This window comes from Alteromonas marina (genome assembly GCF_000808575.1).
Taxonomy (GTDB): Bacteria; Pseudomonadota; Gammaproteobacteria; order Enterobacterales; family Alteromonadaceae; genus Alteromonas; species Alteromonas marina_A.
Genome location: NZ_JWLW01000023.1, coordinates 353,704 through 365,690, shown reverse-complemented (window position 1 = coordinate 365,690; position 11,987 = coordinate 353,704). Strand labels below are relative to the sequence as shown.

Here is an 11,987-nt window from a genome sequence, read left to right as displayed (position 1 = left end):
ATTTGTGGGGATACCTCAGGGTCAGAGTACATTTTCCAAGACAAATTTAAGTCACAAAATGTACTCTGACCCCTTTTTTGAGTTGGAAATGTACTCTGACCCCATTTTGGTGGTTCATACTTTAAATATAATGTTGTCGTAGAGCATGAATACCTGTCGTGAGCGTTTGGGCAGAAGCGTTAGCATTACCTCTTCATCTATATCCAGCCCACCAGTGAACTGACCAAAGGCTGGCATCACAAATACATTTTCGTTGTTAGTAAAGCATTTTCCTGAGTAACGGCGGCGAGTAATGGTTGTGCGCTTTTTGGGGTGATAATGGCCAATAACCTGAGCACGAGTTTCACTTGTTTCTACTTCGTGTCTGAATACCATATTATCTAGCACTACTTCAAAACACGGCGTACCCGGTATGCCGTCGGGTAAATCTGGGTCATGATTACCTTCTACCCACATCCACTCGTTCACACTATCAACTAATCTGCACAAGTGCTGACGGTCATCAAAGGTCATGCGCGACATGCTGTGTTTATCGTGAAAGCTGTCACCTAAGCTGATTACTCGCAGTGGCTTGTAATCATCGATGATACTTTCTAATCGCGTTAACGTAGCGGTGGAATCTAAACTCGGTAACGGGTTCGCATAACTGCGTAAATAACTGCCTTTTTCTAAGTGGAGATCAGACACTATAAGCCAATCGCATGCGGGTAAGTACGCCACACCGCGCGCGTCTAACAGCCACAAGTAGTCTGCATATTTTGTAATTGTGATGTGGCGCCGGCTTACTTTTTCGGTTAGCCACGCGTCAGTTATTGCCAAATTATCCTCTTATTCTTTTCGTTTTTACTTCTATCTAACTTTACTCAACAGATGAGCCCGATAACAATGCGCGCACTTCATCTAACATAGTTTCAGCTTCGGCGTATAAATTAGCTTGTTCAATAATAGCTTGTGCGCCAGCGCCTTTCACTTGTTCACTACGCACATCCAGTACTATAGGAATGGCCATGGGCGACGGCTTTTCAAGATTCACTAATGTCGCTGAATCTACATAGCGAATAAGTAAATTAGCCAGTCGTCGTAAATCAAGTAGCTCACGCTCTGCATCTGCCCGTGCTACTTTAAGTAAGATATGGTCGCGGTCGTGTTCACGCAACGTATCGTAAATAAGATCCGTAGAAAATGTGACCTGCTTCATGGTTTTTTGGCTGGCGTGATAGCGCTGTTCAGTGAGACCACTCACCACCGCCACTTGCCTGAACGAGCGCTTAAGCATAGGTGCCTGCAACATCCAGTCTTCTAACTCGTCCCCTAAAATATCTGGCTGGAATAGCTGCTGGAGCTGCCCTTGTGTGATGGCGTTTACTGATGCTACCGATAATCCGTAATCGGTCACGCTGAAGCTTAAAGGCTTAATGCCCATTTTCTCCATTCGTCGCGTTAGCAACATACCTAAGGTTTGGTTCGCTTTGCGTCCGTCGAAGGTGTAGTACAAGGTATAGTGCGCTTGTCTAAACGGAAATTGTTCTACAAGCACGCTGTCAGGACTAGGCAATTTGGAAAACGACTGTTGAAGTTTAAGCCACTCTTGTACCTGTGCAGGCAGTGCTCTCCATGATTTCTGAGTAGCCAAAATTGCACGTACCCCTTCTGCCAAATAGGTAGATAGCGGCATTTGGCCACCCGCGTAGCTTGGTATTTTCGGCTCTTTGGCTTTTGCAGGCTTGGCATGCAGCTGCATGTCGCGAATTGCCTCGAAACGCAGCACTTCTCCGGCAAAGTAGAAGGTATCTCCAGGCGTTAGCTGCTGGGCGAAATACTCTTCAACCTCACCAATGATCTTGCCCTGATTTCCCCTACGAATGCGTTTTACCTTTAAACGCCCTGCCTCAACGATGGTGCCTATGTTTTGTCTGTGCCTTTGAATAACCCGCCGATTCGCTGGCGAGTAAGTGCCATCGTCGTTTTTCGTCAGCCGCTGATATCTTTCATACGCATTAAGCGCACTGCCGCCGTCTTGGGTAAATTGCCATAGTTTGTCGAAATCATCTCTATCGAGCCCTTGGTATGGCGTGGCGGTAAGTATCTCTTTATACAAGGTATCTGGGTTATCAGCCCTACTACACAAGCAGTTCAATATAAATTGCGGGACAATGTCCAGTGCCCCTGGCTGTGGACTTTCCCCGTCTAGCTCCCCTTTTTCAATAGCGGTGATCGCCGCCTGGCATTCCAGCGCTTCGAAGCGGTTTGCCGGTACGAGTAACGCTTCGCTCGGCTCGTCAAGCCTGTGATTTGCCCGGCCTATACGCTGTAGTAGTCGGCTCACGCCTTTTGGTGCGCCAACTTGAATAACCTTATCCACGTCCCCCCAGTCAATACCTAATTCCAAGGCCGACGTACATACAATTGCCCGCAGCATGCCGCTTGCCATCATGGCTTCGGTCTTACGACGCTGCTCTTTGCTCAAGCTGCCGTGATAAAGGGCAATGGGTAGCGCAGCCTTGTTTGCCTCCCACAACATTTGAAATAACAGCTCTGATTGAGCTCGCGTATTCACAAACACCAGCGTGGTTTTGGCGTTTTCAATGGCCTGGTAAATATCGTCGATGGCGTAGCGCGCCATAAAACCGCCAAAAGGCATGCGCGCTTTAGAGTGCAGCATTTCCACCTTAGGTTTTTCACCCGCTTTCACTTTTACAATATTAGCTACACCGTCACTGCCAGCCAGCCACGCACCTAGCGTTTCGGGAAAAGCGACGGTGGCTGATAAGCCAATACGCTTACAATGCGGTGATAGAACGCTTAACCGCGCGAGGGCGAGTGAAAGAAAGTCTCCGCGCTTGTTGGCCATTAAACTGTGTGTTTCGTCGATGATCACGCGTTTAAGCTTGCCAAAAAGCTTATCTGCATCGGCGTAGCTCAACATCAGCATGAGCGACTCTGGTGTGGTAAGCAGGATGTTTGGCGGCTTTTTCCGTTGACGCTGGCGCTTGTGTGAGGGCGTATCGCCTGTGCGTGTTTCTACCGTTATCGGCAGCGCCATTTCTTCAATGGGCTGTAACAAATTTCGATGAATATCTTGCGTGAGTGCTTTCAGCGGCGATATGTAAAGGGTATGTAGGCCGTTGAACCCATCCTTTTCTTTTCCTTTTGTTGCCTGTTTGTTTATTGCTTTTATTTCTGCTTGTTCACTGGTTCCGGTCTTCTTAACAAGCTCCTGGTTTTCCGAAATCTCATCAAGTTCACTCGTACCGAATGCCTCAGCAAGCTCGCTCATACCAAATGTCTCTGCAAGTTCGACTAGGCTAGGTAAAAAGCCCGACAGGGTTTTGCCAGCGCCGGTTGGCGCAATCAATAATGTACAGTCATGCTGGTCTTTCTCCACCAGCATGGTGTGTTGATAATCGCGTAGTTGCCAGCCTTTTTGTTCAAACCAATGGGCAAAGACTGAAGGAAGTGAAGTCATTGATGGTTCTTGTTAATACTTTTAGCACTTATACGGCAAAACCTTGGTTAGGTTTACTTGTCACGCCTTACGATAGATGCACAATGTAATCATCCTCAGCGCGTTTAATGTTTAGATACATTTTTCACTTCGACCTTATGCATTTTCTTAGCGTAAACTTCAGCGCAGAGTTTTTGACCTTCTTATGTTTCACGAATTAGCGATTTTCTTACAAGGACCGTACATGCGAATTCATTCAATAGACGCCGTTAGAGGTTTAGCCATTCTTGGCATCTTATTCATGAACATTACGTTTCACCAAAACGGTTACGCTAACTATGCATTTTTTGAAGAGCCGCTATTATCAGACACGGTTATTTCACTTTTTAATACGCTGTTTTTGGATGGACGATTTCGCTCTCTGTTCTGCTTGTTGTTTGGTGCAGGTCTGGCAATTCAATTTGAGGCCTGTGAAAAGCGCGGACAACATTTCCTAGATTTCTCACAAGCCAGACTTAAGTGGCTGTTTGTACTTGGGCTACTGCATGGCGTATTTATTTTCAGCGGCGACATCTTGCTGTATTACAGCCTGTGCGCATTTTTTATTTTAAAACACTTCACGCTCCCTCAAGATGAACTCAAAAAGAAAAGTATTCATTACCTTATTGTGGGAAGCGCAATTATGTTAGTTGGTGGGCTCGTCATGGCGTTTGTGTTCGACATGGGGGCTGAACTGGCAACACGACCCAGTGAAACATTTAACGAAGAAGTGGCCTTGTGGCAAAGCGGCTACTTAACGCAGCTTGGTATTCAAGCATCGTTTATGCTGTCTACGGTTATTGTCGCGCCATTCACTATGCTGTGGCAGTCTATGGGGCTTATGATGTTTGGCGCTTACTTGTACAGGGCAGGCTTTTTCAATCACGGCTTCTCGTCACTACTATTTAAGAAGTTAGTATTGGTTGCTATCGTCACATCCATCATTACTGCACTTCCGCAATTTTTATTCGAACAGGTAACATTAGATGTGATTCCCATGTTCACTAGCATTCCAGCCATTTTCTGTGCTTTGGTATACGCTCACCTATTGATAAATATAAGACATACTGCGGCGTGGTGGTATCAGTCGCTTATAAACTGCGGCAAAGTTGCACTCACGCTCTACCTAACCCAATCAATAGCACTCGCTGTGCTATTTCGCATCGTCATGCCCGCTTATTTTCCAAACTTTATTTACAGCGTGACGTTGCTTGATTTGCTTCTGGTCACCATTGCCTTCACCGCAGTACAAGTTATTTTGGCGAACGCCATTACTAAGCACTTCAACCAAGGTCCCTTTGAAGCCCTATGGCGAAAAATGTATTTGCGCAGTTTTCACAAAAAGCAAAAATTGAAACATGATGAGAAAGAACAGCTCACCTACATGGATGAAGTATAAAAAAGGGCCTGTGAAAAATAAGGCCCTCGTCCACTTGAGTGGCGTATTAGAATCTAAATGTTCCTAACAACGTAGCCGAGCCCAACTGATTCTCGTCGGTATCATAGCCTAAGCCAAATTCGATAGATGAATGCGGGTTGAACCAGAAGTGTGTGCCTAGTTCAATCACGTTGTCAGAGCCTATGACCTCATTACTCTCGTGAATGTAAGTAACGCCTACGCTCCAATCAGGACGGAAATAATAATCTGTATCTAGCTCAATGGAGAACTCGCCATCAAACTGTGTCGCTTTCAATTTAGTGTCCCAGCCTGGAGAAAACTTACCAGCGCGCTGGCCAAAGCTTGTATATCGAGCAAATGCACTGTAGCTAAATTCAGAATCTGAACGCTCCTCGCTAACGCCAACATCAATGGAACTGAAAAGTTCTTCATTTAGATGAAAGTACTCTACGCCGACGCCGTATTCCCAATTTTGGTTCGCAAACGTAGATACCTCTACGGCATAGCGATTTAATGTTTCGTCAAAATATCTATTGTCGTTGGTTACACGCCCGTAACGCCCTCGAATTACCAGTGTATTTGAATAAAACCATTCTCCTCGAACATTTACGCTGTCGATGTTATCTATACCAAAATAATCCACAGAAACATTGTTCTTTCTTTGAAGGTAGGGGCTAATCGACCAAGGTTGCTGGTCTATATTCACTGATTCAAAATAGTGGCGGTAACTTGCACCAATAAAGTTGTCGTCGGCATCACGTACATCAGAAAATCCTAACGCAATTTCATGCTGAATATCAGTTGATTGGGCAAACACAGGAAGGGTTGAAACAGCTAGTAAACAAGCGCTCAAACGCAGCATTAGGCAATATCCTTATTTATAGTGAGCATCCAAAAAAAGCTCTTTTTCTAGTAGGCGTTTAAGTTAAATTAAAAGGTCGTGTAGTGCAATAGTTGACAGCATATCGACATATTTTGTGACAATTCGTAAAGCCAACTAGTTCAGCACACATATTGAGTTATTGGTCTTGCATACTTCAAGTGGTCGTTTTAAGGGAGTGAATACGTAGTAACAAGCATTCTCTAATTTGCAGGTATGGTAATTAGTGCACCCATCAACATGGCTAAAAACTGATGATACTGGCTTGTATTGTGAACCCGGTGAGTTTTACATTGACCCCATGAATGAAGTCGCCACCGCGCTTGTCACCCACGGGCACGCAGACCATGCACGGGCAGGTCATCACAGTGTATTCGCAAGTTCAGAAACACTGGCAATTATGAAAACCCGATACGGTGAAGATATGGCTATCCACCAGCACGCTGTAGCAATGGGTGAAGCCGTCAATTTTAACGATGTAAGAGCCACATTTTATCCTGCTGGCCATATTCTTGGGTCTACACAAATTCTTATTGAATATGCAGGCTACCGAGTTGTGGTTTCAGGCGACTACAAACGTCGCCACGATCCTACATGCCCACCGTTTAAGGTTGTTCCATGCGATGTATTGATTACCGAAGCCACCTTTGGGCTTCCTGTCTTTAAGCACCCGCCCATTGAACATGAAATTGAAAAGCTCCTTCATTCGTTACGGGTGTTTCCAGAACGATGCCATTTAGTAGGCGCTTATGCGCTGGGCAAATGTCAACGGGTGATATTGGCGCTGCGCGAGGCGGGTTACGCCAAGCCAATTTACTTACACGGTGCGCAGCTAAAATTGTGCGATCTATACAAGCAATTAGGAATAGACTTAGGCGAGTTAATTCCGGTGTCTGAGGTCGCGGATAAAAAAACGTTAGCCGGTGAGATAATCATTGCTCCCCCTTCTGCACTTGCCGATAGGTGGTCGCGAAGCTTACCTAATGTACGCCCTGTTGTAGCATCTGGCTGGATGCAAATTCGCGCTCGCGCTAAGCAAAAAAATGCCGAGCTACCGCTTATTATCTCTGATCATTGCGACTGGCCTGAATTGCTGCAAACCATTGAAGAAGTTAACCCGAAAGAAGTGTGGGTGACTCATGGCAGAGAAGATGCGCTGATGTATCAGGCAGAGAAAATGGGGTATAAAGCCAGAGCGCTATCGCTAGTTGGTTATGATGAAGATGAGCAAGGAGGCGACTAGTGGAAGCATTCAGTCACTTACTTGAACAGCTGTATTTCACGTCTGGAAACAAAGCCAAGGCGCAGCTGATTGCCGACTACATTGCCAATGCGCCAGACCCCGATCGTGGATGGGCTATTGCTGCTATGGCAGGCACATTAAGATTCGACTTCTTTAAGCGAAACACGGTAAAAAAGCTTATTTCCGAACATACCGACCCTGCGCTTTTTGCTATGAGCTATGACTATGTGGGTGAGGTTAGTGAAACCGTGGCTCATTTATGGCCATATAGCGAGCCTTCAGATTCACTACCCACGCTTACCGAGGTGGTAGAAACCTTTACGTCTATAAGTAAGCAGAAAGTTTCTGCCACACTAGCTCACTACCTAACGATAATGACGCCTGCCCAACGCTGGGCGTTACTAAAATTAGGCACCAGAGGCCTGCGTATAGGCGTTTCGGCACGCTCTATAAAACAGATATTGGCCGACTATGGCAATAAAGACATTAAAGAAGTTGAGACACTTTGGCACGCGGTTACCCCGCCTTATGTCGATATGCTTGGTTGGCTAGAAGGAAAAGTCGACAAGCCTGATATTAAAAATGCCGTCACCTTTCATCCAGTTATGCTTTCTCACCCCATTGAAGATAGCGATATCAAGGCATTCACCAAGAACACGTGGCAAATTGAGAACAAGTATGACGGCATTCGTGTGCAGCTTGTTGTTAAGTCAAATAACCCTATCAACGATAAGGCTCAGAACGGTAGTGGGGCCGATGGCGATAAGCCCCAAAAAGCCCTTTTCTCCCGCACTGGCGATGATATTAGCCACTCATTCCCTGATCTGCTTGAGTCTATAAGTGGCAATATGGTGCTAGATGGAGAACTACTGGTTATCCATAATGCAGAACCTGGCTTTCACCCATCTGAAGAATCGACTGCCCAAAGTGCAGCTAGTCAACGCACGAGTAGTGATAAAAGCGGTAAACAAGCTTCATCTGCTACACAGCCTAATGTGGATACCTTTAATGCCCTCCAGCAGCGCCTTAATAAAAAGAAACCGAGCAAAGCGTTACAGTCTTCCGCCCCGGTTGGACTAATCGTTTACGATGCTTTAGTGCTTAATGGTGAAGATCTAACAGAAAAAACACTAAAAGCGCGGCGCCACTACCTTGAAGAATGGTTTAGCAAAACGAATAACAGCCGTTTATTTCTTTCTGAAACACTCAATGCCACCTCCCCCGAAACTTTGCGCCAGCTTCACACCCAAGTATGCCAAAATCGTGCGGTAGAAGGGCTGATGATAAAGCGCTTAGATAGTCATTATGTACCTGGCAGGCCTAAAGGCCAGTGGTTTAAATGGAAGCGCGATCCGCTAGTTGTGGATGCGGTAATGATGTATGCGCAGCGCGGGCACGGTAAGCGCTCCAGCTTTTATTCTGACTACACGTTTGGCGTTTGGGAGGACAGTCAGCTTCTGCCTATCGGAAAAGCATATTCTGGGTTCACCGATGAAGAGCTTAAAAAACTGGACAATTGGGTAAGGCGCAATGCCGTAGGACGGTTTGGCCCGGTAAGAGAAGTGAAAAAAGAGCTAGTGCTTGAAGTGGCTTTCGACGCTGTACACCCTTCATCTAGGCACAAGTCGGGGGTCGCGCTGCGCTTTCCCCGTATACATAGAATTCGTTGGGACAAGCCCGCGAGTGAAGCTGATACGTTAGCGAATGTAAAAGCATTAATAGAAGGATAAGCCCATCAAAAATCCTTTCTTAGTCGTGTAAAATCGCAGAGAATAGGGCGAGATAGAAATAAGGTTTACACCTTAAGAAAATAAAACAATAGGAAATCGCCATGCCTAAGGCTAGTGAAATTAAAAAGAATAACACTGTGGTATTTGACGGAAAAACTTGCATAGTGCGAGACATTGAACGCTCTGTCCCTCAAGGTCGTGCAGGCGGTAGCATCTATCGTATGCGCATGTACGATGTGGTAACAGGTGCCAAATACGATGAAACGTTTAAAGACTCAGATACCCTAGATATGGCTGACTTAATTCGTCGCCCTGCTATGTTTTCGTATATTGATGGCGAAGAATATGTATTCATGGATAAGGAGGACTACACCCCCTATCACTTGAACAAAGAAAGCATTGAAAACGAAGCCTTGTTCATTAACGAGGAAACTGACGGCATTCAAGTTGTTATTGTTAGCGAAGTGCCTGTTGCCCTGGACTTGCCTATGAGCGTAGAACTTGAAGTAGTTGAGACCGACCCGTCAATTAAAGGGGCATCGGCGACTTCTCGTACTAAACCCGCTACGCTTTCAACCGGGCTTGTGGTGCAGGTGCCAGAATACATCAGTACAGGCGAGTGGATAAAGGTCAACACCGAGGAACGTAAGTTCCAAAGCAGAGCCGATAAGCACTGAGCTGAGTTAACTTATTAAATTAACCTGCCATCGACGCTTGTTAAGCTCTAAAGTGGCAAAAAAGGGTTCATATCGAACCCTTTTTTAATTGCCTTGAAATCAGTTTTGAAAACGTTGTTCAACGCCTTTTACTTTGCGATATCAGCCTGTGTAGGCAGCGCACTAAATGCACCGTACTGCGTGACCGTGTAAGCTCCGCAACGAATAGCAAATTCAGTCGCTTCGCTAACGTTTTCAAAGTTTTCTACCCATGCACCAAACTCATCGGTGCTCTTCACTTTGGTAGAAAGGAAGTAAAGGAACCCACCGATAAATGAATCGCCTGCTGCAGTCGTGTCTTTTACATCCATTTTGGGTGACGCTAGCGTGCCGCTAAACGACTTTGTAATATAGTGAATTGGCTCACCACCATCAGTTACCAATACAACTTTAACGCCGCTATCAAGCCATTGCTGAACTTTTGTATCGGCATTTTCTTCGCCATAAAGCTCTGCTAACTCTTCACGGCTTGCCTTAAGTATAGAAACTTTCTTTGCTGCTTCATCAATACGTGTCGGCGCATTTGCAGTGTCATCCCAAAATGCTGGGCGATAATTAATGTCTAAACACACCATCATGCCGTTTTCCTTCGCCTTGTTTAAAATAAACTCGGTGCCAGGAATAAGTTCAGGGCCTGAAATTGAACCTGAACAGAAGTGAAGCACTGTATTTTTGTCGCAATCAATTGTCGACAAGTCTTGCTCTGAAATATGTTTATGTGCGGCATTATCAACATAAAAATCAAACGAACGCTCGCCGTCTTCGTCTAAGTTCACAAATGCCAGCGCCGTATTACCTTCCTGTGTAGTCCACACAAAGTCCGTATTTACTTTGTAGTGCTCAAGCATTTCTTTAAGAAAGGCGCCAAAGGTATCGTCACCTACCTTTGATACCATTGCACTCTCTCCACCCAGCTGAGCAACAGCAACCGCTACGTTAGCAGGTGCACCGCCAGCATAAGGCTGAAAAGGCTTCATTGCCGGTATGTTACCATCTTTGGGCGCAGCACCTTGGCTTAACATATCAATGAGTACTTCACCTAAACACAAAATTTTCATACCAGCCTCTCTTAACAAAATTTAAAAATTGCAGCTTACCTATGCACAGTTCGCACAAGGTTAACGAATCGTTAATTAATTGGGGCATAGTATTGTCGAAAGCACAAATTAAATCAACCTGATTGATTTAACATTTTGCGTAAAAATCAATGGGTGTGATAGGGTTGTCGTAGTACTGTCGAATAAAGTTATGTCGGAACAAGTACCTACACCATTTCTTAAATTTGATACACGGCTAGGTTGTTATTACACTCTAGCTTCTTAAAACGATAGATTGTAAATACATTGAATAAAGAATCGGCCTTTCACCTACCATCACAGAAAGCACCTACATTGCTTGATAGCCGCTCAGCGAATGAACGGGATATTCTTACCCTAATTCGCCAACGTTCTTCATTACCTAAAGCTGAAATAGCCCAATTAACAGGGCTGTCTGCACAATCAGCGACAGTGATCATTAAAAAACTAGAGGCTGACGGCCTAGTAAGGCGACTAAAGCCAATCAAAGGCGGTGTAGGCCAGCCCAAGGTGCCGTTTGGTCTAAATGAAAGCGGCGCGTTTGGTATAGGGCTGAAAGTAGGTCGACGAAGTTTCGATATGACGTTACTCGACTTAAAAGGCAATGTAAGAGCAACACTTCACGAGAAGTTTGCCTACCCGACCGTAAGCAACCTGCTTACCTTTGCAAAACGTGCTTTCAACGTATTAATTAAAAATTTGGATGCCGACCAACAGCGCCTGATCCGAGGTTTAGGCGTTGCTATGCCCTTCGAAATTTGGAGCTGGGCAGAAGAAGCCGGCGCCCCAAAAAATGAATTGGAAGAGTGGAGAGAGTTTAATCCACAAGCCGCGTTGGAAGATTTATTATCACTGCCTGTTTTTATAAAAAATGACGCTGGAGCAGCGTGCAGCGCAGAGATGTCGTTCGGTAATCCCCAAAACTACAGTAGTTTTCTTTATATCTTTGTTGGCACATTCTTAGGTGGTGGCCTAGTTCTCAATAACCAGTTAGTTAATGGAAAAACAGGCAACGCTGGGGCCATTGGCTCTTTGCCCTTTTACAATGGCAGTACACAAAGCCAGCTAATAACCCAGTCTTCACTTTATTTGCTGGAAAGAAAGCTAAACGACGCTGGGCACAACGGTCAGCATATTTATGAATCGCCATCCCACTGGTCTTGTGACACGCGCTCAATAGAAGACTGGTTGAGCGAAACCGCCAGAGGATTGGCTTTTGCGACTCAATGTGCAATGAGCTTGTTAGACCTAGACGGCGTAATCATAGATGGCGCAATTCCTGATGATGTCAAAAACGCATTGGTCGCGCATACGCAAAGCGCGATGGAGACGCTTGATATGCGTGGCCTTGCTCAGGTACACATAAGCGAAGGTCTTGTAGGCAGAAAAGCGCAATCCATTGGAAGTGCAAACCTAGCCCTTCAGGCAAATTATTACTAACCATCTCACATCTCAAAAG

At 45.4% G+C, this 11,987-nt stretch carries 9 protein-coding genes; 5 read left to right on the top strand and 4 right to left on the bottom strand.

Annotated features, from left to right (window positions below; all coding sequences use genetic code 11):
* Positions 1 to 114: 114 nt before the first annotated feature.
* A complete protein-coding gene (gene pdeM / locus RJ41_RS13875; protein WP_039221875.1) occupies positions 115 to 819 on the bottom strand; it encodes a ligase-associated DNA damage response endonuclease PdeM in 705 nt (234 codons plus the stop codon).
* A gap of 40 nt (positions 820 to 859) precedes the next feature.
* Positions 860 to 3,466 carry a ligase-associated DNA damage response DEXH box helicase gene (locus RJ41_RS13870; protein ID WP_039221872.1) on the bottom strand — a complete coding sequence of 869 codons (2,607 nt, stop codon included), beginning with the start codon at positions 3,464 to 3,466 and terminating at the stop codon, positions 860 to 862.
* A 223-nt stretch (positions 3,467 to 3,689) separates the two neighbouring features.
* Here RJ41_RS13870 and RJ41_RS13865 point away from each other — a divergent pair, with 223 nt between their 5' ends.
* Positions 3,690 to 4,883, top strand: a complete 1,194-nt coding sequence (locus RJ41_RS13865) for a DUF418 domain-containing protein (RefSeq protein WP_039221869.1) — start codon at positions 3,690 to 3,692, stop codon at positions 4,881 to 4,883.
* Between the two features lie 46 nt (positions 4,884 to 4,929).
* Here RJ41_RS13865 and RJ41_RS13860 read toward each other — a convergent pair whose 3' ends face one another.
* Entirely contained in the window at positions 4,930 to 5,745 is an 816-nt protein-coding gene (locus RJ41_RS13860; RefSeq protein WP_039221866.1) for a putative porin, read from the bottom strand.
* A 244-nt stretch (positions 5,746 to 5,989) separates the two neighbouring features.
* Here RJ41_RS13860 and RJ41_RS13855 point away from each other — a divergent pair, with 244 nt between their 5' ends.
* The 3 genes from RJ41_RS13855 to efpL all read left to right on the top strand — a co-directional run bounded on the left by RJ41_RS13855 (position 5,990) and on the right by efpL (position 9,413).
* A complete protein-coding gene (locus RJ41_RS13855; RefSeq protein WP_039221863.1) occupies positions 5,990 to 7,006 on the top strand; it encodes a ligase-associated DNA damage response exonuclease in 1,017 nt (338 codons plus the stop codon).
* A complete protein-coding gene (locus RJ41_RS13850) occupies positions 7,006 to 8,736 on the top strand; it encodes a cisplatin damage response ATP-dependent DNA ligase (protein ID WP_039221860.1) in 1,731 nt (576 codons plus the stop codon). The genes RJ41_RS13855 and RJ41_RS13850 overlap by 1 nt, the downstream gene beginning before the upstream one ends.
* 101 nt (positions 8,737 to 8,837) lie before the next feature.
* Positions 8,838 to 9,413 carry an elongation factor P-like protein EfpL gene (gene efpL, locus RJ41_RS13845; protein ID WP_025257482.1) on the top strand — a complete coding sequence of 192 codons (576 nt, stop codon included), beginning with the start codon at positions 8,838 to 8,840 and terminating at the stop codon, positions 9,411 to 9,413.
* A gap of 128 nt (positions 9,414 to 9,541) precedes the next feature.
* Here the strand turns inward: efpL and RJ41_RS13840 are convergent, their stop codons facing one another.
* Positions 9,542 to 10,510 (bottom strand): carbohydrate kinase family protein, encoded by a 969-nt coding sequence (locus tag RJ41_RS13840; protein WP_039221852.1) that lies wholly within the window; start codon positions 10,508 to 10,510, stop codon positions 9,542 to 9,544.
* A gap of 285 nt (positions 10,511 to 10,795) precedes the next feature.
* On the opposite strand from RJ41_RS13840, the gene RJ41_RS13835 reads away from it, so the two are divergent.
* A complete protein-coding gene (locus RJ41_RS13835) occupies positions 10,796 to 11,968 on the top strand; it encodes an ROK family transcriptional regulator (protein ID WP_039221849.1) in 1,173 nt (390 codons plus the stop codon).
* The last annotated feature ends 19 nt before the right edge of the window (positions 11,969 to 11,987 follow it).

Excerpts from the sequence above, each read along its gene's own strand:
- RJ41_RS13870 (WP_039221872.1), bottom strand. The coding sequence starts at position 3,466 with ATGACTTCACTTCCTTCAGTCTTTGCCCATTGGTTTGAACAAAAAGGC.
- RJ41_RS13840 (WP_039221852.1), bottom strand. The coding sequence starts at position 10,510 with ATGAAAATTTTGTGTTTAGGTGAAGTACTCATTGATATGTTAAGCCAA.
- RJ41_RS13860 (WP_039221866.1), bottom strand. The coding sequence starts at position 5,745 with ATGCTGCGTTTGAGCGCTTGTTTACTAGCTGTTTCAACCCTTCCTGTG.
- RJ41_RS13865 (WP_039221869.1), top strand. The coding sequence starts at position 3,690 with ATGCGAATTCATTCAATAGACGCCGTTAGAGGTTTAGCCATTCTTGGC.
- efpL (WP_025257482.1), top strand. The coding sequence starts at position 8,838 with ATGCCTAAGGCTAGTGAAATTAAAAAGAATAACACTGTGGTATTTGAC.